Origin of the sequence: Pseudomonas gingeri (assembly GCF_013386165.1) — a bacterium.
GTDB classification, from domain to species: domain Bacteria; phylum Pseudomonadota; class Gammaproteobacteria; order Pseudomonadales; family Pseudomonadaceae; genus Aquipseudomonas; species Aquipseudomonas gingeri_C.
Genome location: NZ_JACAOS010000003.1, coordinates 214,943 through 233,101 on the forward strand (window position 1 = coordinate 214,943; position 18,159 = coordinate 233,101).

18 protein-coding genes, 1 tRNA gene and 1 pseudogene are annotated in these 18,159 nt (G+C 59.1%); 11 read left to right on the forward strand and 9 right to left on the reverse strand.

Annotation, left to right across the window (positions count from 1 at the left end; all coding sequences use genetic code 11):
• Positions 1 to 134 precede the first annotated feature (134 nt).
• Both HX866_RS05515 and HX866_RS05520 read right to left on the reverse strand, forming a co-directional pair.
• Positions 135 to 416 (reverse strand): peptidylprolyl isomerase, encoded by a 282-nt coding sequence (locus tag HX866_RS05515; protein WP_177091653.1) that lies wholly within the window; start codon positions 414 to 416, stop codon positions 135 to 137.
• A 113-nt stretch (positions 417 to 529) separates the two neighbouring features.
• Positions 530 to 2,083, reverse strand: a complete 1,554-nt coding sequence (locus HX866_RS05520) for an MFS transporter (RefSeq protein WP_177125302.1) — start codon at positions 2,081 to 2,083, stop codon at positions 530 to 532.
• A gap of 158 nt (positions 2,084 to 2,241) precedes the next feature.
• Here HX866_RS05520 and HX866_RS05525 point away from each other — a divergent pair, with 158 nt between their 5' ends.
• Positions 2,242 to 3,093: a LysR family transcriptional regulator gene (locus HX866_RS05525; protein ID WP_177091655.1), complete on the forward strand. Its 852-nt coding sequence runs from the start codon at positions 2,242 to 2,244 to the stop codon at positions 3,091 to 3,093.
• 50 nt (positions 3,094 to 3,143) lie between these two features.
• On the opposite strand, the gene HX866_RS05530 is transcribed toward HX866_RS05525, so the two are convergent.
• Positions 3,144 to 4,235: a 3-deoxy-7-phosphoheptulonate synthase gene (locus HX866_RS05530; protein WP_177125301.1), complete on the reverse strand. Its 1,092-nt coding sequence runs from the start codon at positions 4,233 to 4,235 to the stop codon at positions 3,144 to 3,146.
• A 626-nt stretch (positions 4,236 to 4,861) separates the two neighbouring features.
• Here HX866_RS05530 and HX866_RS05535 point away from each other — a divergent pair.
• Both HX866_RS05535 and HX866_RS05540 read left to right on the forward strand, forming a co-directional pair.
• Positions 4,862 to 5,620: a carbon-nitrogen hydrolase family protein gene (locus tag HX866_RS05535; protein ID WP_177138421.1), complete on the forward strand. Its 759-nt coding sequence runs from the start codon at positions 4,862 to 4,864 to the stop codon at positions 5,618 to 5,620.
• The gene (locus HX866_RS05540) at positions 5,617 to 6,051 is read left to right on the forward strand and encodes a GNAT family N-acetyltransferase (protein WP_177124234.1); all 435 of its coding nucleotides are present in this window, start codon (positions 5,617 to 5,619) and stop codon (positions 6,049 to 6,051) included. Before HX866_RS05535 ends, HX866_RS05540 begins: the two co-directional genes overlap by 4 nt.
• Before the next feature lie 89 nt (positions 6,052 to 6,140).
• Here HX866_RS05540 and HX866_RS05545 read toward each other — a convergent pair whose 3' ends face one another.
• Positions 6,141 to 6,362: a DNA-binding protein gene (locus HX866_RS05545; RefSeq protein WP_177124233.1), complete on the reverse strand. Its 222-nt coding sequence runs from the start codon at positions 6,360 to 6,362 to the stop codon at positions 6,141 to 6,143.
• Between the two features lie 81 nt (positions 6,363 to 6,443).
• Between HX866_RS05545 and HX866_RS05550 the strand changes: the two genes are divergently transcribed.
• The 5 genes from HX866_RS05550 (at position 6,444) to HX866_RS05570 (ending at position 10,166) form a co-directional block, all read left to right on the forward strand.
• Positions 6,444 to 6,809 (forward strand): helix-turn-helix domain-containing protein, encoded by a 366-nt coding sequence (locus HX866_RS05550; protein ID WP_177092116.1) that lies wholly within the window; start codon positions 6,444 to 6,446, stop codon positions 6,807 to 6,809.
• Between the two features lie 151 nt (positions 6,810 to 6,960).
• A complete protein-coding gene (gacA, locus tag HX866_RS05555) occupies positions 6,961 to 7,599 on the forward strand; it encodes a response regulator transcription factor GacA (protein ID WP_177091660.1) in 639 nt (212 codons plus the stop codon).
• A 2-nt stretch (positions 7,600 to 7,601) separates the two neighbouring features.
• The gene (gene uvrC / locus HX866_RS05560; protein WP_177100886.1) at positions 7,602 to 9,425 is read left to right on the forward strand and encodes an excinuclease ABC subunit UvrC; all 1,824 of its coding nucleotides are present in this window, start codon (positions 7,602 to 7,604) and stop codon (positions 9,423 to 9,425) included.
• Between the two features lie 32 nt (positions 9,426 to 9,457).
• Positions 9,458 to 10,027, forward strand: coding sequence for a CDP-diacylglycerol--glycerol-3-phosphate 3-phosphatidyltransferase (gene pgsA / locus HX866_RS05565; protein WP_177091662.1), 570 nt, complete (start codon positions 9,458 to 9,460; stop codon positions 10,025 to 10,027).
• Positions 10,028 to 10,090: 63 nt separating this feature from the next.
• Positions 10,091 to 10,166 (forward strand) — tRNA-Gly (locus tag HX866_RS05570).
• Positions 10,167 to 10,435: 269 nt separating this feature from the next.
• On the opposite strand, the gene HX866_RS05575 is transcribed toward HX866_RS05570, so the two are convergent.
• Positions 10,436 to 11,398 carry a LysR family transcriptional regulator gene (locus HX866_RS05575; protein WP_218179647.1) on the reverse strand — a complete coding sequence of 321 codons (963 nt, stop codon included), beginning with the start codon at positions 11,396 to 11,398 and terminating at the stop codon, positions 10,436 to 10,438.
• A 52-nt stretch (positions 11,399 to 11,450) separates the two neighbouring features.
• On the opposite strand from HX866_RS05575, the gene HX866_RS05580 reads away from it, so the two are divergent.
• Together HX866_RS05580 and HX866_RS05585 are read left to right on the forward strand one after the other, a co-directional pair.
• Positions 11,451 to 12,197 carry an SDR family NAD(P)-dependent oxidoreductase gene (locus HX866_RS05580; RefSeq protein ID WP_177138423.1) on the forward strand — a complete coding sequence of 249 codons (747 nt, stop codon included), beginning with the start codon at positions 11,451 to 11,453 and terminating at the stop codon, positions 12,195 to 12,197.
• 97 nt (positions 12,198 to 12,294) lie between these two features.
• Positions 12,295 to 12,966, forward strand: coding sequence for a glutathione S-transferase family protein (locus HX866_RS05585; protein ID WP_177138425.1), 672 nt, complete (start codon positions 12,295 to 12,297; stop codon positions 12,964 to 12,966).
• On the opposite strand, the pseudogene HX866_RS05590 reads toward HX866_RS05585, so the two are convergent.
• Positions 12,963 to 13,076: pseudogene (locus tag HX866_RS05590) on the reverse strand (SDR family NAD(P)-dependent oxidoreductase); the annotation flags it as partial. The gene HX866_RS05585 and the pseudogene HX866_RS05590 sit on opposite strands and share 4 nt — an antisense overlap.
• Positions 13,077 to 13,165: 89 nt before the next feature.
• Positions 13,166 to 14,044, reverse strand: a complete 879-nt coding sequence (locus HX866_RS05595; RefSeq protein WP_177138426.1) for a LysR family transcriptional regulator — start codon at positions 14,042 to 14,044, stop codon at positions 13,166 to 13,168.
• 360 nt (positions 14,045 to 14,404) lie between these two features.
• Between HX866_RS05595 and HX866_RS05600 the strand changes: the two genes are divergently transcribed.
• Positions 14,405 to 15,031 carry a glutathione S-transferase N-terminal domain-containing protein gene (locus HX866_RS05600; RefSeq protein WP_177138427.1) on the forward strand — a complete coding sequence of 209 codons (627 nt, stop codon included), beginning with the start codon at positions 14,405 to 14,407 and terminating at the stop codon, positions 15,029 to 15,031.
• Positions 15,032 to 15,475: 444 nt separating this feature from the next.
• Here HX866_RS05600 and HX866_RS05605 read toward each other — a convergent pair whose 3' ends face one another.
• Together HX866_RS05605 and HX866_RS05610 are read right to left on the reverse strand one after the other, a co-directional pair.
• On the reverse strand, positions 15,476 to 16,891 hold the full coding sequence (locus HX866_RS05605) for an amino acid permease (protein WP_177138428.1): 1,416 nt from the start codon (positions 16,889 to 16,891) through the stop codon (positions 15,476 to 15,478).
• Positions 16,892 to 17,059: 168 nt separating this feature from the next.
• Positions 17,060 to 18,115 carry an ornithine cyclodeaminase gene (locus tag HX866_RS05610; RefSeq protein ID WP_177138429.1) on the reverse strand — a complete coding sequence of 352 codons (1,056 nt, stop codon included), beginning with the start codon at positions 18,113 to 18,115 and terminating at the stop codon, positions 17,060 to 17,062.
• Positions 18,116 to 18,159: the final 44 nt, after the last annotated feature.

The window sequence follows — 18,159 nt, forward strand, 5'->3', positions numbered from 1 at the left end:
TCAGCCTTAAAGCCGCTTTGAAATAACAGGGTTGTACGCTACACGGGCTCAATCGGCCAGCCAAGCCTGAATGTCTCCGAAACAAAACGGCCCACGAGAGCGTGGGCCGTTTTGAATCGTCAGACCGCGGACAATCAGTCCTGGCGGCTGGTGACTTCCAGCAGGTGGTAGCCGAACTGGGTCTTCACCGGGCCTTGCACGGTGTTGACCGGGGCGCTGAAGACCACGGTGTCGAATTCCTTGACCATCTGGCCAGGACCGAAGGAACCCAGGTTACCGCCGTCGCGGCTGGACGGGCAGGTGGAGTTCGCCTTGGCGATTTCGGCGAAATCGGCGCCGCCTTCGATCTGGGCCTTGAGTTCGTTGCACTTGTCTTCGCTGGCAACCAGGATGTGGCGGGCAGTGGCTTTGGCCATGGGGTGATGCTCCTTTCAAGAAAGTGTCGAGGTTACCGGATTCAGGCCGGATTTTCCCGGCAAAAGTTCCGCACGACGGCGAGCACCGGACCTGTGGCGAGCCGGCTTGCCCTTCAGGCTGACTGCTCCTGGCCGGGGCAACCCTCGGGCTGCGGCGCTTTTGTCGGGGAAAAGAGCAGAAAACTGAGGGTCGCCAGCAGCAGGACGCTGGTCGCGCCATAGATCATGACCCAGCCGAATCCGGCCGTCAGGGCGCTATGCAGGGCTTCGCTGGGGGCGTCCAGATGCGCCAGCAGCGTCGGGTTCTGTTTCAGTACCTGCATGTCGCCGGCGGCAATCTTCTCCGCGAACAGGCGCAACCCCGTGCCGTCGGCCACGCCCAGTGTGTCGCTCAGATAGCCCATGATGCCCTCCACCAGGATGAAACCCATCATCGCGATATTGAAGGCCAGGGAAATCATCCTGGCGCTGGTGTCCGCGCCCGAGGCCATGCCGGCCCGTTGCGCCGAAACCGAGGCGGTAATGGTATTGGTGGTCGTGGTGTTGGTCAGGCCCAACCCGATACCGGCAACCACGCAGCCCGGCAGGATCCACCCGCCCGGTTGCATGGAGACGCTGCCGATGCGCATCAATACAAAACCCAGGCCGATCACCGACAGGCCCAGCGGAACCACGATGCCGGGCTGCCAGCGCAGTGCCAGGCGCTCCGCCAAGGGCGGCACGAACAGCGTGGGCAGGGTGTAGGCCAGCAGGGCCAAGCCGGTTTGCAGGCCGTCGTATCCCAGGCCGACATGGAAATAGATCGGCAGGTAGATAATGAATGGCCAGAAGCTGAAGTTCATGCCCATCGAACCCAGTAATCCGCCGGAAAAGTTGCGCACGCGGAACACGGAAAAATCGATCATCGGTCGTTGGCTGCGGCGCTCGGCCATGACAAAGCCGGCGAAGCTGAGCAATGACAGGCCGATAATGCCCAACGCGGCCGGGCTGTCGAAGCCGAGCGCTGGGCCTTGGGTCACGAATAGCACCAGGCAGAACACCGCGACTGACAAGGTGACGATCCCGGCGATGTCCAGGCGGGTGGCCTGGGGATCGCGGGATTCCTCCACGCCGGCCTGACTCATCAGCCAGGTGACGGTGGCCAGCACGACATGCACCAGGAACACCCATTGCCAACTCGCCAGCGCCAGGATGGCCGCGCCGACGATGGGGCCAAAGCCGAGGCCGGCACCAAAGACGATCCCCCACCAGGCGAAGGCCTTGCCGCGCGCCTGTCCATCGCGGAATTGATTCGAGAGGATGGCGATCTGGCAGATCAGCATCATCGCGCCGCTCAAGCCCTGGAGAAAGCGCGCCACGATCAGCACGGCGGCGCTGTCGGTCAGGCCGCAGATCAGTGAGGTGAGGCCGAAAGCGATGATCCCCAGGTTGAAAACGCGTTTGCGGCCGTAACGGTCGGCGAGGGTGCCGACGGCCATCAGGATCGTGGTCATGGCGATGGTGTAGGCCGCCATCACCCATTGCAGTTGGCGGAAACTGGCGCCCATGACCTGCTCGAGGGTGGACAGGATCGGCGGTACGCTGGAAATCTCCAGCCCCAGCATCATCGCGGACAGGCAAACGGCGGCCAGGGCAAAGGTGCTCTGGCGGGTGGGAGAGGGCGTCATGAGTATCCTTCCAGAAGACGTGAAGGCTGCGCCATCGAGCGCTGCCTGAAACCATGCATCCACACGATGCGGCTGGCTGCAGGCGGATGTTAGGGCGGGCTCATCTATCCATCAATGATATGGTTGGCTATATCAGAGACAACAAAACAGGATGATTCATGGCCCGACCGTCCCTCGATGTGGAGTCCGTGCAGGCTTTCGTCGCCATCGGTGACTTCCAGAGTTTCACCAAGGCCGCTGAAGCCTTGGGCACGACCCAAGGCGCCATCAGTGTGAAACTCAAACGCCTGGAAGAGCGTCTGGGCTACAAGCTGATCGAACGCACGCCCCGGCTGGTGCGCCTTTCGGCGGCGGGGGCGATGTTCCTCAATCCGGCGCGGGAATTCATCGCCGCCCATGACCGCGCCATGGCGGCCTTGTCCAGTGAGTGCCGGCGCTTCCGACTGGGGATTGCCGAACATGTGGCCGGGCCGGAAATCCCGACACTGCTGGCGCGCCTGAACGAACGTGATCCGGCGCTGACCATCGAAGTGCGTCTGGAAAACTCCCGTAGCCTGCTGGACGCTTTTGACAACGGTGAACTCGATGCGGTGATCGTTCGCCAGGAAGATGACCGGCGTGACGGTGAAGACCTTGGGCCTGAGCATTTCGGCTGGTTTGCCGCGCCGTGCTTCCATCAGCAGCCGGGCAAGCCTCTGCGGCTGGCGGCCCTGGCGCCTTGCTGCGGCGTGCGCGACATCGCCACCCGGGCGTTGCTGAATGCCGGGATTCAGTGGAATGAAGTCTTTGTCGGTGGCGGCCATGCGGCCGTAGTCGCTGCGGTTTCGGCGGGGTTGGCGGTGGCGGCGTTTTCCTGCCGTCTGGCTCCGGCCGATACCGTCGAAGTCAGTCAGAGCCTGGGTTTGCCCGAACTGACGGCGTCACGGATCATGCTGCACACGACGCTCACGGATGGCCGCTCCCGGGATGCCTTGCGGGTGCTGGCAGCGGTGTATCGAGAGCATCGTTGAGCGGGTTCTTTAGCTGACCGTCCAGGGCGGATGGCCAGCCCCGTTGCCAGTCAGGCGCCGACGACCTTGGCGGTCGCTTGTGCCCGCAACTGTTCGGCGGCGTCTTGCAGCATCTGTTGCGTCGCCTCCCAGCCCAGGCAGCCGTCGGTGATCGAGACGCCGTAGCGCAGGTTCGGGCTCAGCGGCTGGCAGCCTTCGAACAGATGGCTCTCAAGCATCATCCCGACCAGCGAACGGTCGCCCTGCAAGCGCTGCTCCAGCACATCGGCGAACACCGCCGGCTGGCGCAGCGGGTCCTTGCCGCTGTTGGCGTGGCTGCAATCGACCATGATCCGTGCGGGAATCGACTGCTTGGCCAGGCCGGCCCGCACCTGGGCCACGCTGTGGGCGTCGTAGTTGGGACCGCGATGGCCGCCGCGCAGGACCAGGTGGGTATCCGGGTTACCCGAGGTCTGGATGATCGCCGGGTGGCCCTGGCTGTCGACGCCGAAATGCCGGTGGGCATGGGCCGCTGAACGCATGGCATCGGCTGCGATACCGACACCGCCGTCGGTGCCATTCTTGAACCCCACCGGTATCGGCAGGCCACTGGCCATTTCCCGGTGGATCTGCGACTCCGTGGTCCGCGCGCCGATAGCGACCCAGCTCAGCAGGTCATCGACATAACCCGCGGCCATGGGTTGCAGCAGCTCGGTGGCGATCGGCAGGCCCAGGCGCAGCATCTCGCGCATCAATTCGCGAGACAGCGCCAGGCCGCCAGCCATGTCGTCGCTGCCGTCCAGGTGCGGATCGTAGGCCAGGCCTTTCCAGCCCACGGTGGTGCGGGGTTTCTCGATGTAGGCGCGCATCACCAGCAGCATCTGGTCGCTGACCTTGCTTGCCAGCTCGGCCAGCTTGGTGGCGTATTCCAGGGCGGACTTGGGGTCGTGGATCGAGCAGGGGCCGACAATCACCAGCAGGCGTGGGTCTTCACCGTTGAGGATGGCGCGCACGGCGTGGCGGTGGCGCTCGACCTGTTCGTCCAGGCTGGCATTGAGGGGCAGGTGCTGCTTGAGTTGCAGTGTGCTGGGCAGGCGCTGGGTCAACGGCTCGTTGGCCGATGGCAGGACGGAGGACGGCAGTGCTGAGAGAGAAGAATTCATGTTCGGGCTTCCTGGGCTGGCGGCGGGTCTTCCCGCGCGCGGCCCTACTGGGGTGTTCGACAATCAGCCGGACTGGCTGTGAGCGTGTGCGTGCCACCTGTGCGTGACCGTTCGGAGGCGGCGTGCTGTCCCGAGCGGAGCTTGCTAAATCGCCAGGCGTAGCTGATGTCGTTGCGGTAATAGGTGCTGTGGTTCATGTCGGTATTCCTCGATTCAAATAGTCGGTTACAAAAAGTTCGGGCCCAGAAAAACAAAACCCCCGGTCGGGAAGCCGACCGGGGGTGAGAATTCTCTGGTAGGCGACCCCTGAAGTAGTGGGCGCCGGTTGGGTATCAGGCGCGCCAGTGGCTAAACCAATACCCAAAATAAAAGCTTACGCAGGTGCTGACCGCGCTCATCCGGGCAGCCGCAACCGAGCGCAGGGCGCTGGCGGTGTGGCGAAGCTGGGATTGAGTCAGGTGCATGATGCAACTCCGTGTGAATGTCGCCGAGCTTACTAGAGCCGTATCGCCCTGTTCAATCAGAAAATTCTATGGGGACTGGCGGGTGGGCTCTATCGCTTAAATGAGCCAGATGTTTATGACACACTCGACAGATATTTCCGATCTGATTGTCAGGACTGAATCATGAGCATGTTTACCCTTGCCGCTGCCCAGGCCGTCTCGATTGCCGGTGACCTGCAGGCCAATATCGATCGACATCTGGCGTTCATGCGCCAGGCCGCGGAGCAGGGCGTGGAGTTCCTGCTGTTCCCCGAATTGTCGTTGACCGGCTATGAACGCAGCCTGGCGGCCGGCTTGGCGATCATGCCGGACGATCCGGTACTGGCACCGCTGCGCGAGCTGGCCTGTGAGTTGAAGCTGGTGACCGTGGTGGGTATGCCGATACGCCTGTCGACGGGCGGCCCGGTGCTGATCGGCGCACTGACGTTCGGCGCCGACGGCTCCTTGCAGGTGTACAGCAAGCAGCATCTGCACGACGGTGAGGAGGTCGCGTTTACCCCTGGACACGGCGGCGAGCCCTTGACAATCACCAATGAGCGCATTGCTCTGGCGGTCTGTGCTGATTTTTCCCACGCCAGTCATCCGCTACGGGCTGCGCAATCCGAGGCTAACCTTTATGCCGCCAGTGTGTTGATCACTGAGAACGGTTATGGACCCGATACTGCCTTGTTGCAGGGTTATGCTCGGGACCACGGGATGGCGGTGTTGATGGCCAACCATGGCGGCGTGACGGGAGGCTGGCAGTCGGCGGGGCGTAGCGCGCTCTGGGCGGCGGGCGGGCAACGGGTAGTCGCGGCGGAGGGGGAAGGGGATGTGTTGGTGATCGGGCGTCGTGTCGCCGGTCAATGGTCTGGGGAGTTGATATCGGTGACGGGGCTGTGAGCGGGATCTGGCGTTTTCGCCCGGCCCTGAGCGCGGACTTGGGCTTCGCTCGCGAACTCACGCGCCAGAACATGATGGTTTACTACTGTGAGTACGATCTGCTCTGGCTGGACGAGGCTTTTGACCAGGCCTGGGCTGGACGGCAGAACGAACTGTTGTGTGATGGCGAGCAGGTGCTGGGTTTTGTCAGTTTCAGTCGCGATGCCCGGGCGTTGTACATCCGCGAGTTGCAACTGGTCGAGGCCGGGCGAGGCCAGGGCCTGGGCGGCTGGCTGATCGAGCACGCGCGGGAAATAGCCTTCAGGGAGGGGCGTCAGGAATTACGCCTGACGGTGTTCAAGAGCAACCCGGCCCAGCGGCTGTATCTGCGTCAGGGCTTGAGCGTCGTCGGTGAGGATGAGTGCTTTTTACGCATGAGTCTGACGACCTGAAAGCTGCTCATTGCAGTTGCTGACGATACTTAAGGAATAGTCCTACGCGTCGCTGAATGAGGCGCATACTGAGCCTGACAGTCCGGGAATTACTCCCCCGGCTTTTCGGTCTCGGATGGAATAATTCCGTCCTTCATGCCCAATAGGACCGCGACCTTATGGGCTTCTCCACGCCGTCCCTTTTTGCGCCCAGCGAGCACTTGATAGGTGGTTGCCGGGTCCACGCCATGCTCGCGCGCAAACTCCTGAACCGATTTTCCTTGGTGTTCCAGCCAAGCCTTGGCTTGTGCAGCGGTGCGGATACCGGGCATAGTTCAAAACCGTTCAAATGTGTTTAATGCTTGTTGAGTATATCACCCTGAAGGGTGTTTAAAATGGGATCTTACATCCAAATGAGTGGAATTGGTTCGCGATTGCGACAAGAGAGAGAGCGACTGGGTTTGTCGCAGAAGGCTTTTGGTGAAATCGGAGGCGTTGAGGCCAACGCACAGGGTAAATATGAAAGCGGTGACCGCGCACCGAAGGCCGACTATTTGTCCCGTGTGGCCGCACGGGGTGTCGATGTGCTTTATGTGCTGACAGGGCAAGCGACGCCGATACAGCTGGACAACCTCAGCCTGGTGGAAGAGAAAGTCCTGGGCAATTACCGGGTGCTGCAAAAGGAAGATCAGGACGCCATCCATCGACTGACCACCACCTTGGCTGAAACCGCCGTGCCTAATGGGGCAAACGGTCGGTCTGGCCCCAGTGACTCCTGAGTCACTTCATTTCTGATGAACTGCACTTGCCGTTCGGCAAGTGCTTATAGCGCATTGATACTCTTATGTGACGCTTGTAGCTAGGTCAGGTCCTCGGTTTTTTGCTAAGGTGGTCAATAACCTGATAAGACCAAATTCGTGAGGTGTCTGCTTGATTAGGGTGCTAGTAGTCGATGACCACGATCTTGTGCGTACAGGCATTACGCGTATGTTGGCGGATATCGACGGTCTGCAGGTCGTGGGACAGGCTGAATCGGGGGAGGAAGCGTTGCTCAAGACGCGGGAGCTCAAGCCCGATGTGGTCCTGATGGACGTCAAGATGCCTGGCATCGGCGGCCTCGAGGCCACGCGTAAATTGCTGCGCAGTCATCCGGACATCAAGGTGGTGGCGGTGACCGTCTGTGAAGAGGACCCATTCCCGACGCGCTTGTTGCAAGCCGGGGCGGCCGGTTACCTGACCAAAGGGGCAGGTTTGGCGGAAATGGTCCAGGCGATTCGCCTGGTGTTTTCCGGGCAACGCTACCTCAGTCCGCAGATCGCCCAGCAGTTGGCACTCAAGTCCTTTCAGCCGGCCAGTGACTCGCCGTTCGACGCCTTGTCCGAACGTGAAATCCAGATTGCGCTGATGATTGTCGGCTGCCAGAAAGTGCAGATCATCTCCGACAAGCTCTGCCTGTCGCCGAAAACCGTGAACACCTACCGCTATCGGATTTTCGAGAAGCTCTCGGTCAGCAGTGATGTTGAGTTGACGCTCCTGGCCGTTCGCCATGGCATGGTCGATGCCGGCTGACAATGACTGACCTGTTCGATTCCAGCGCCTTCCTGTCGACATGCAGTGCACGCCCAGGCGTCTACCGCATGTTCGACGGCAACGCGCGCCTGCTCTACGTGGGCAAAGCCAAGAACCTGAAGAAGCGCCTGGCCAGTTACTTCCGCAAGACCGGCCTCGCGCCGAAGACGGCGGCACTGGTGGGGCATATCGCCCAGGTGGAAACCACCATCACCGCCAACGAAACCGAGGCGCTGCTGCTGGAGCAGACGCTGATCAAGGAATGGCGGCCGCCTTACAACATCCTGCTGCGCGACGACAAATCCTACCCTTACGTGTTTCTCTCGGACGGCGACTACCCGCGGCTGAGCATTCACCGTGGGGCGAAGAAAGCCAAGGGCAAGTATTTCGGGCCTTACCCGAGTGCCGGGGCGATCCGTGAAAGCCTGAGCCTGCTGCAAAAGACCTTCCTGGTCCGCCAGTGCGAGGACAGCTACTACAAGAACCGCACCCGACCTTGCCTGCAATACCAGATCAAGCGCTGCAAGGCGCCTTGTGTCGGGTTGGTCGAGCCCCAGGTGTATGCCGAGGATGTGCGTCACTCGGTGATGTTCCTCGAGGGGCGTAGTAACGCCCTGACCGACGAGTTGAACGCCGGCATGGAGCAGGCCGCCAGTACTCTCGATTTCGAGCGGGCGGCGGAGCTGCGTGACCAGATCTCGCTGCTGCGTCGGGTCCAGGATCAGCAGAGCATGGAAGGTGGCACTGGCGATGTCGACGTGGTCGCGGCCTTCATCAACCCGGGCGGTGCCTGTGTGCATCTGATCAGCGTGCGCGGCGGGCGAGTGCTGGGCAGCAAGAATTTCTTCCCGCAGGTCGGTATCGAAGAGGACGTCTCCGAAGTCCTGATGGCGTTTCTCGGCCAGTACTTCATCGGCAGTCCCGAGCGCGACCTGCCGAGTGAACTGATCGTCAACGTGGTCCACGAAGACTTCCCGACCCTGATCGCGGCCATTGATGGATTGCGCGGGCGTGAATTGGCCATCAGTCATCGGGTGCGTGGTACCCGAGCCCGCTGGCAACAACTGGCAGTGACCAATGCCGAGCAGGCCTTGGGTGCGCGCCTGGCTGACCGTCAGCATATGGCCGCACGCTTCGAGGCCCTGGCCGAGGTGCTGAGCCTGGAAGAGCCGCCGCAGCGCCTGGAGTGTTACGACATCAGTCACTCCAGTGGTGAAGCGACGGTGGCCTCTTGCGTGGTGTTCGGCCCGGAAGGCCCCCTCAAGTCCGATTATCGCCGTTACAACATCGAAGGCGTCACCGCCGGCGACGACTACGCGGCGATGCACCAGGCGCTGACCCGACGCTTCAGCAAACTGAAGGAGGGCGAGGGCAAGCTGCCGGATATCCTGCTGGTGGACGGTGGCAAGGGGCAGTTGTCCATGGCCCGCGATGTGCTCAACGAGCTGGCGGTGCCGGACCTGATCCTGCTGGGTGTGGCCAAGGGCGCGACGCGCAAGGCTGGTTTCGAGACCTTGTACCTCAACGATGCGGCCCATGAATTTACCTTGAAAGGCGACTCGCCGGCCCTGCACCTGATCCAGCAGATCCGCGATGAAGCCCACCGTTTTGCGATTACCGGACACCGTGCGCGACGTGGAAAGACCCGGCGTACCTCGACCCTGGAAGGGGTGGCGGGGGTCGGGCCGAAGCGTCGTCGTGAACTATTGAAACATTTTGGTGGATTGCAGGAGCTGTCCCGTGCAAGCATCGACGAGATCGCCAAAGCACCTGGGATCAGTAAAAAGCTCGCTGAGTCGATTTATGCAAGCCTGCACAGCGAGTAGAATGCCTTTCAACCTCGTAGCCAGTTGTGCCGATGAATATCCCTAATCTGATCACCCTTCTACGCGTTGCACTCATACCGATCTTTATTTTGCTGTTTTACCTGCCGTACCAGTGGAGCTTTATGGCAGCCAGTTCAGTGTTTGCGTTTGCAGCCGCGACGGACTGGTTGGACGGTTACCTGGCACGTCGCCTGGAGCAGAGCACGCCGTTCGGCGCGTTTCTCGATCCGGTGGCCGACAAGCTGATGGTGGCCGTGGCGCTGGTCTTGCTGGTGCAGGAGCATGGCAACCTGTGGTTGACCTTGCCGGCGGCGGTGATTATCGGTCGTGAGATCGTGGTGTCGGCTCTGCGCGAGTGGATGGCCGAGATTGGCGCGCGTGCGCAAGTCGCCGTCTCCAACCTGGGCAAATGGAAAACCGCGGCGCAGATGCTGGCGCTGGTGATCCTGCTGGCCAACCCCTCGGACTTCAGTTTTTGGGTGCTGGTGGGTTATACCTTGCTGATGGCAGCGGCGGTGCTGACCTTGTGGTCGATGCTGCAGTATCTGCGGGCGGCCTGGCCGCACTTGAAGATCAATGCCGAAACCCCTGAAAAAAAATAAAACTATTTTGAATCAAGGGGTTGACGTGGTGTGTAGATTCTATAGAATGCACACCACCAAGACGCGGGAATAGCTCAGTTGGTAGAGCACGACCTTGCCAAGGTCGGGGTCGCGAGTTCGAGTCTCGTTTCCCGCTCCAAATATTGCGCTGCAGAGTTTCACTGAACTCTGTAAGTGATTGAAATAAGGACCTTCGGGTCCTTTTTTTCGTTCCGGCGGGAACCACTGAAATCCAGCACTATCCGGTACGTTTAAATCCAGGATTAAGTCCAGGATTCTGACACGCACTGAATCGGTTTGTTGCTGGAGCAGTTTGCGTAGCGAGATGAGCATCTAGCCCTGATTCTGTTCAGGAGTCGGGTGCAGATGTACGGATGGGTATGCACCCGCCGATGCTTAGCCGAGCACTCATCGGTCTACTGAAAGAGTGGACCCATCGAGCAATGCGGCATGGGCCGACAACCGATTGCGAATGAACTCGCTGAACAGCCGGATTCGCTTGGTTTTTCGGGTCTCGCCATGGGTGAGCAGCCAGAGCATTCCATACTTGTGCGTTGCACTGCCTGGCATGCGTACAAGTTCCGGATCGGAGTCACCCACGAAGCAAGGCAGCACAGCGACGCCCATTGACGCTCTTGCTGCAACCAGTAGGGACTGCATATCGCCGAAAGCAATGGGCACATCGGACATGTTGGCTGCGACACTCTTCGCCCAGCCCGGGACTGCGCCATCTTCTGACTTTAGCAGCCACCTGAGCGGCGAACCGGTCGGAGCGGCCTGAGCCAGCAGCGTTGGCGACATATAGATGCCGGTATGGATCTCATGCAGCTTCACACCAAATAGATAGTCCGGCGGCGCCGACCCCTCGTACACCAGCCGCAGAGCCACGTCGGCCTGCCGTCGGGACAAATTGACCGTCTCGTAAGAGGTCAGCAGCTCCAGAGCGATGCCGGGATACAAGGCGCAGAAATCGGCAATGTCAGGCATGAGCAGATTCGCAGCCAGATTGGGGGCTAGCGCAACGCGCAGTTTGCCGATTACGTTCTGGTCCTGTCCAAAAATCCGCGCCTCAAGTTGATTGGACGCGTGCTCCATCTGTTCGGCCAACTCCACGACTTCACTGCCTGAAGCTGTCAATCGGTACCCGCCGGGAAGCTTGTCGAAAAGCTGGGTGCCCAGCTTTTCCTCAAGCAATGCAATGCGCCGTAACACCGTGGCGTGATTGACGTGCAACGCCTCCGCCGCCGCACGGGCAGAGCCGTATCGCGTCGTCGCCAAAAAAAACCTGATTTCATCCCAATTTTTCATGGTGCAATTTTGCACCACCCTTGTGTGGCTTTCAATATTCCCAGAGTGGATGCGCAGATTCATTATTGCCATGTCAATTTACACGGTGCATTTACGCACAACCTAAGGAACTGATATGTCAAAGCTCATTGGAAAAACGGTAGTCATCACGGGGGGCAGTAGCGGCATTGGTCTCGCAACAGCCCAACGATTTGTCCAGGAAGGCGCCTACGTTTACATCGTCGGTCGCCGCCAGACGCAACTCGATATTGCAAAGGATCTGATCGGCAAAAATGTCACGACGATTCAAGGCGATGTTTCGAATCTCGACGACCTCGATCGGATGGTCGAAACGATTAAAGCGGATAGGGGCGTGGTCGATTCCATCGTTTTCAGTGCTGCTGTTGTGGAACAGGTGCCATTGGAAAAAATAACCCCTGAACACTTCGACAAGACATTTAACCTCAACGCGCGCGGGGCGCTATTCACCGTCCAGAAGTTGCTTCCGATGATGCCGCGGGGTGGTTCGATCGTTCTGGTCTCTTCGGGGATGCACTCCATGGGATTGGCGAACCACAGCACCTATGCTGCGACCAAGGCTGCACTGCGCTCGTTCGTCCGGACATGGGCAGCCGAACTCAATCCTCGTGGAATCCGCGCCAACACCCTGAGTCCCGGCGTCATCGATACCCCCATGCTGGACTCCCAAGGCACACCGGAAGAAGCAGCCATGCTTCGCCGCGCCTACGCAAGTGCAACACCGATGGGGCGCCTGGGGCGCGCAGAAGAGATGGCAAGTGCCGCCTTGTTCCTTGCCTCCGATGAGAGCTCCTTCATGACAGGCGCGGATCTGGTGGCCGACGGCGGCATCAGTCAACTCTAAGGATCGGCTCCGTCGGGCTGAGGCGCTCACGATCGGGCGTTGTCAGTACTGACGGGACCACCCCAATCACAGTTGCAAGGACAAGAGGCTCACCTCCATGAGCAAATCAGAGTCTTACGAGTTCTATTGGATCAGCGGCAGTCCGAACGCCTGGCGCACAATGCTCGTGCTTGAATACAAGGGCATTCCTTATGTGTCGCACCGGATCGACCCGAGCAAGGGTGAACACAAGACGGCGGAATTCCTCGTGCTCAATCCTCGAGGCAAGGTGCCCGTGCTGACGAATGGAGACGTTGCACTCCACGAGTCGATCGCCATCATGGCCTATTTGGAAAAGGCATACCCCGAGCGAGCCCTGTTCGGTTCCAACGCGGCCGAGACAGGGCTGATCTGGCAACGGATCTTCGAGATCGTCAACTACGTGCGCGACCCCATTGACGACGGTGTCATCAGGCCACTGTTTCGGGGCAAGGACAGCAAGTTGATCCAGGCGTCAGCGCTTGAAGTACATGGTGCGCTCAAGTGGCTGGATGGCATACTCCTGGTGTCACCGTATCTTGCGGGTGACACGCTCTCCGCAGCGGATTTCACTGTGCTTCCCAATGTCCAGATGCTGGCAAGAGTGGGAAATCGCGATGAGGCTCGTACCCTTGAACTTGGGTTCGAAGATTTGCGCACGACCTACCCATTCGTCTCCGCGTGGCTCACGCGACTCGAAGCACTGCCGGCCTATGAAAGATCGTTTCCGCCGCATTGGCGTGCTGCCTGACCCGTTACGATAACGGTGGCGCCCTCCGCAACGAAGCGGCGGGCCGTCGCCAAACCAATACCGCTATTACCACCGGTAACAAGCGCGACTTCTCCATTCAACTTACCGATGAAACCAAACTCCTTATCTGCGCCGGCCAACACGGTGTTTTTCTGATGTTGATGGATCAGGCCAAGTACCTGTCAGAGTTGACATTGCGTTACATGACCTCGATCAGGTAGTCGACAAAGGCACGAGCAGATGGTTTGGAGGCTCGGCCGCCTGTCAGCAAGGCATTAACCTCCACTGAGCCGATCTCCCAATCAGGTAGCAGGCGCACGAGTGCTCCGCTGGCCAGTTCCGCTCGGGCGCTGCAGGTGATGGTGGTGGCGATACCCAGACCTGCGAGGGCTGCCACGACCGCCGCTTCGTTGACACTCATCGTCAGGCGGTTTTTTACTTCCACGAGCACGTCTTCGCCATCCTTGCGGAACCTCCAACCGTCCAGCTCTCTGCCTGGCGGACCGAGGATGGTGATGTGGTCGGCCAAATCGGTAGGCTCCTGTGGGATGCCGACACGCTCGAGATAAGCGGGTGACGCGACGATGATCTGTGGAGAGCTGCCCAGCCTGCGAGCCACCATCGAGGTGTCGTCCAGGCGACCGACGCGAATGGCGACATCGATACCCTCGTTGATCATGTCTTGACGGCGATCGGTCAGCTCGAAGTCAATACGCAAATGTGGGTGCCGCGCCATGAAGTCGGGGAGGTTCGGAATGATTTCACGTGTGGCGAAGCTGACTGGGGCACCGACGCGCAACAATCCACGCAGTTCGCCAGTGCCACGGGCGGCATGATCAGCTTCTTCAAGGGCAGCCAAGATAGGCTCAATTCTGGCGAGGTAGTCGGTGCCGGCCTCGGTCAGTGTGATAGCGCGGGTATTACGCGAAAAAAGCGCGACACCCACGTCTTTCTCAAGTTGCGCGACGATACGCGAAACAGAGGGCTGAGACAGGCCAAGTTCACGCCCCGCAGCCGAAAAACTACCGCTCCGAGCGACACGGGTGAAGGTCTGTAGAGATTGAATTCTATCGGTCATGGAGTGCTCGATGGCAGGCGGATTGCGCCGTCTGCGTCCGCACTGATTTTCGTTTTGAGTTGAAGTATACGTGAGTCAAATAACCGTTATACGGGACGGCAGATTATAGCCTTACTGCTGCACCGTTTTATCGCTTGCTGCACCACGCCGCCGGCTTTCTATTGTGGCTGTTGCCGATGTTTGCCTGCAATCCGTCGACGGGGAATCCTATTTGTCCGGCGAATAGGTCTTAGTTGCGCGGACGATCTACTCGTGGAGCACAAAAGTCATCATGATCTCGTTGGAAGAACAACGCACGCGGTCGTCCTGAAGCATGCTCTGTACTTTATTCCTACAGGCCAAATACGAAGAAAACCAAACGTGAAAATCTATTCAACCCCCATGTCCAGCTCGCGTGCCGTGCAAATCGTTGCCAACGAAATCGGTGTCGATGTCGAACTCGTCAACGTCGACTTGAAGAGACAAATGTTCGGTGAAGGCAGCGATTATACGGCCATCAACCCGAATGCCTACCTGCCTGCGCTGCAACTGGACGATGGTTCCATTCTTCTGGAGACGCCGGTCATCCTGCAGTACCTGGCCGATCTGCGTCCCGAAGCCCATATCGCCCCAGGGGCAGGGACAATGGAACGCGTGCGTGCGGACGAACTCCTGTCGTTCATCGCCACGGAACTGCACCAGAAGTACTTCGTAGTCTTCCGCGAATATGTCTCGCCAGAGGCGCGTGAGCAGTTCGTGAAGCTACTTCTGCGTGCTTTCTCTTCGCTGGAGAGCCGCCTCGCGGACGGTCGGCTTTATATGGGGGGCGACGCATTCGCCACGCCTGACGCCTATCTGTGGGTCATGCTGACTTGGGCGCAATTGCTCGGCATCGACCTGTCTTCTCTGACTCGGTTGCAAGCCTACCGCGAGCGCATCGAGGCGCGCGAGTCGGTCAAACGGGCCATTGAAGACGAACAGCGCATGGCATCAATCCGAGCTGCGTAATGGGAACAGATGCTGTTAGTCAGCAGCAGCTTTTGGCCGATACTCGTCGGTTGTGAATTGACCGGTGGGGGAGGTTGGAGCGTTTCTTCGGTGAGGACTCATCTCATGTTGATCCTACGCTATTGACCGCCCTCAGTTTGATGATCGCTTGTCCGATTGGCTATGGGGACCGTGAGTCGGGGCTACATCAACGCAAGGATCCCAAGCATCAAGGAAAGCTGATGGGCCACATCGTGGGCATGGATCTCAAATACAAGCCGAGGATCTCGTGAAAAGCCGGAACGGCGCGCTGCACTGAACCCCCTCTTTCATCTGCAGCGTTGGCCGTCAGTGAAATGGGCTGACTGCCTCGGCACTCAAGTTCTTTAACAGCTGGCGTCTGACACAGGCCACGTCGCTGAGCAGCCTTTCACTGCATCGGCAGCGAAAGGCTCCAGGTGAATCTCAGCTGTACTGACTTGCCGAGTCAGAAGATGGCTTGCGCTTCTTTGCATGGGTCAGTTGGTAGGCAATCGCCAACCAGATGAACCACCCTGGCATGACCATCAACGCCAGCCGGGTGTCAGGTCGTAGCGACAAAAGGCACAGCACAAATCCTAGGAACGCCAGGGAAAACCAGGCCATCGGTACACCACCGGGCATCTTGTAGATCGATTGCGCATGCAGGTCGGGTCGGCTTTTGCGATAGGCAATGTAAGACGCCATGATGGTCGACCAAGTGAAGATCACCAGGATCGCCGACACGGTAGAAACAATGGTGAATGCCGTCATGACTTCCGGAACGATGAACAGCAATAGCACACCGATCAGCATCAACAGCGTGGTGAACGCTAAGCTCAGCAGCGGCACGCTGTTGCCCGACAAGTGCTTGAAAACCCCCGGTGCATTGTTCTGACCGGCCAGCCCGAACAGCATGCGGCTGGAGGAGAACACGCCGCTGTTGGCGGAGGAGGCCGCCGATGTCAGCACCACAAAGTTCACGATGCCGGCTGCGGCGGGAAAACCTGCGACCAGAAACAGTTCAACGAACGGGCTCTTGGTAGGCGACACCTGCTGCCAGGAAGTCACTGCGATGATGCACGCCAGGGCCAGCACATAAAACAGGATGATTCTCAGCGGAATCGAGTTGATGGCCTTGGGCAGAGTCTTCTCGGGAGAACGGGTTTCGGCAGCGGCGGTGCCGATCAGTTCGGTGCCTGCAAACGAGAAAATTGCCATTTGAAATCCGGCGAAAAATCCGAATAGACCATTGGGGAAGGCTGCCTGTTTATCCAGTAGGTGGTTAAGCGATGCAGTGACGCCGTTGGGCGACACAAATGAACTGGCAATAAGCACTATGCTGGCGCCAATCAAGGTGAGCACGGCAATGATCTTGATGATCGCGAACCAGAACTCCACTTCACCGAAAAGCTTGACTGTCAGCACGTTCAAAGCGAACAGCGTCAGCAGCATGCCGATGGCCGGAATCCAGGCCGGCACATGAGGGAACCAATACTGAAAGAATCCGCCAACGACCACGGCGTCGCCCACCACCGCGACGCACCAGCTCAGCCAATACGACCAGCCGAGAAAAAACGCCGCTCGCGGGCCGAGGTAGGCACCCGCAAAATCAGCGAAGCTTTTGAAGTTCAGGTTGGACAGTAACAACTCGCCCATGGCGCGCATGACGAAGTAGACGAACAGGCCGATGATCATGTAGACGAGGATGATCGACGTTCCGGAGAGGGCGATGATCTTCCCTGAACCCATGAATAGGCCTGTGCCAATGGCGCCACCCATGGCCATTAACTGGATATGACGATTACTGAGCATGCGCTGCAGCGCCGGCTGTTCAGACGGCGAGGAAGGAGTCGATTTCATTACAAAACCTCTTGATTTTATGTTTTTGAGTTTTGGCAGAAAGGCAGGTATCAAACGTTCTTGTTAGTGATGTAACGGCTACTGACGGCGGTAGTTCGCTGGTGACAGAGTGTCTTTTGCGCAAATTAAGGTGCGTGGTTCGTTAGCACCTTGCTCAGGGAGCCTCTGTCAGCTGACTGTGCGCAGGCGCGAGGGAACGACTGCTTGCTGATGATCAAGCAGTTCGTAGAGATTTTTGATATTGGCGGGAGTGGGCACCAGATGGATGCGCTCACCAATTCCGTGCTGGCGCGCCAAGTCATGCACATAGCGCAGTGAAGAAAAGTCTTCGAGGGCGAAGCCTACTGAGTCGAAGACGGTCACTTGTGCATCGTTTTCGCGACCTAGCTGTGCGCCCTGAGCAACCTGGAAAAATTCGACGACTGGCGAGTCCGCGTCCAGTTGTTGAATATCGCCTTCGATTCGGGTTTGGGGTTCAAACTCGACAACGACCCGAGCATTGCGCAGGATGTCGGCGTGCAGTTCGGTTTTCCCCGGGCAGTCTCCGCCTACGGCATTGATATGCATGCCGGGCTCGATCATCTCCGGCGTCAAAATCGTCGCGCACGACTTGTCAGCGGTCACCGTAGTGACGATGTGCGCACCCTTGACCGCTTCCTGAACCGAATTTGCTAGAAGCACTCGAATGCCCGGGAATGCGGCGAGGTTCTGCTTCAACTTCAGCGAAGCGTTCCGGTCGATGTCGAAAATGCGGATTTCGTTGATCCCAAGCATCTCGTGAAATGCCAGGACCTGGAATTCGCTCTGGGCCCCGTTGCCGATGATTGCCATCGAACTGGCACCCGGGCGAGCGAGGAACTGCGCCACCAGAGCGGAGGTGGACGCGGTGCGTACGGCCGTGGTCAAGGTCAGTTCGCTGAGCAAGCTCGGATAGCCGCTGTGGACATCGGCCAGGAGACCGAAAGCCATGACCGTCAGCAAGTTGCTCTGACCGTTGTCCGGGTGACCATTCACATACTTGAAGGAGTATTGTTGGCCATCATCGGTCGGCATCAACTCGATCACACCGTTGGGAGAGTGATTGGCAGTGCGGGGCGTCTTGTCGAACTCCGCCCAGCGTAAATAGTCAGCCTTGATATAAGTGGCCATTTCGCGGATTGCTTTGCGGATTCCCACCGTGGCGTACAGGCGTGCGGCATGATCGACATCTATAAAAAGAGTCATTTTTTGTTCTCCGATTCAATAGTTGAAACGCTGCGGGGCAGGGG

Bases quoted from the DNA above. Each gene is read 5' to 3' on its own strand.
- uvrC (WP_177100886.1), top strand. From the start codon at position 7,602: ATGACTGACCTGTTCGATTCCAGCGCCTTCCTGTCGACATGCAGTGCA.
- HX866_RS05605 (WP_177138428.1), bottom strand. From the start codon at position 16,891: ATGAAATCGACTCCTTCCTCGCCGTCTGAACAGCCGGCGCTGCAGCGC.
- HX866_RS05575 (WP_218179647.1), bottom strand. From the start codon at position 11,398: ATGAATCTGCGCATCCACTCTGGGAATATTGAAAGCCACACAAGGGTG.
- HX866_RS05610 (WP_177138429.1), bottom strand. From the start codon at position 18,115: ATGACTCTTTTTATAGATGTCGATCATGCCGCACGCCTGTACGCCACG.
- HX866_RS05525 (WP_177091655.1), top strand. From the start codon at position 2,242: ATGGCCCGACCGTCCCTCGATGTGGAGTCCGTGCAGGCTTTCGTCGCC.
- HX866_RS05530 (WP_177125301.1), bottom strand. From the start codon at position 4,235: ATGAATTCTTCTCTCTCAGCACTGCCGTCCTCCGTCCTGCCATCGGCC.
- HX866_RS05535 (WP_177138421.1), top strand. From the start codon at position 4,862: ATGAGCATGTTTACCCTTGCCGCTGCCCAGGCCGTCTCGATTGCCGGT.
- HX866_RS05580 (WP_177138423.1), top strand. From the start codon at position 11,451: ATGTCAAAGCTCATTGGAAAAACGGTAGTCATCACGGGGGGCAGTAGC.
- pgsA (WP_177091662.1), top strand. From the start codon at position 9,458: ATGAATATCCCTAATCTGATCACCCTTCTACGCGTTGCACTCATACCG.
- HX866_RS05520 (WP_177125302.1), bottom strand. From the start codon at position 2,083: ATGACGCCCTCTCCCACCCGCCAGAGCACCTTTGCCCTGGCCGCCGTT.
- HX866_RS05585 (WP_177138425.1), top strand. From the start codon at position 12,295: ATGAGCAAATCAGAGTCTTACGAGTTCTATTGGATCAGCGGCAGTCCG.
- HX866_RS05545 (WP_177124233.1), bottom strand. From the start codon at position 6,362: ATGCCCGGTATCCGCACCGCTGCACAAGCCAAGGCTTGGCTGGAACAC.
- HX866_RS05550 (WP_177092116.1), top strand. From the start codon at position 6,444: ATGAGTGGAATTGGTTCGCGATTGCGACAAGAGAGAGAGCGACTGGGT.
- HX866_RS05595 (WP_177138426.1), bottom strand. From the start codon at position 14,044: ATGACCGATAGAATTCAATCTCTACAGACCTTCACCCGTGTCGCTCGG.
- HX866_RS05515 (WP_177091653.1), bottom strand. From the start codon at position 416: ATGGCCAAAGCCACTGCCCGCCACATCCTGGTTGCCAGCGAAGACAAG.